Genomic DNA, 270 nt, shown 5'->3' on the forward strand with positions numbered 1-270 from the left:
CGGGTTGGGGCATCTGTTCGCCCGGCCGGAGCCGCGGGAGGTGTTCGCCGATCTCATCGAGGGGCTGCTGTCGGACCTGGGCCGCAAGAACGGCTGGACGATGGCAGGGAGGGCCGGTCATGCCACCCCGCACCGGATCCAGAAGTTCCTGGGCGAGGCGTCCTGGAGCGCGGACGGACTGCTGGCCGGGGTGCAGGCGTATGTGGCACGGGAGCTGGGGGATCCGGGCGCGACGCTGGTGCTGGACGACACGCAGGTGATCAAGAAGGG

Annotated in this window: 1 protein-coding gene; it reads left to right on the plus strand. The window is 70.4% G+C overall.

The window, feature by feature from the left end; all coding sequences use genetic code 11:
- A partial coding sequence (locus RB628_RS43060) for a transposase (RefSeq protein WP_318325845.1) occupies window positions 1-270 on the plus strand: 270 nt, incomplete at both ends.

This window comes from Streptomyces sp. ADMS (genome assembly GCF_033441795.1).
In the GTDB taxonomy this organism is placed as follows: domain Bacteria; phylum Actinomycetota; class Actinomycetes; order Streptomycetales; family Streptomycetaceae; genus Streptomyces.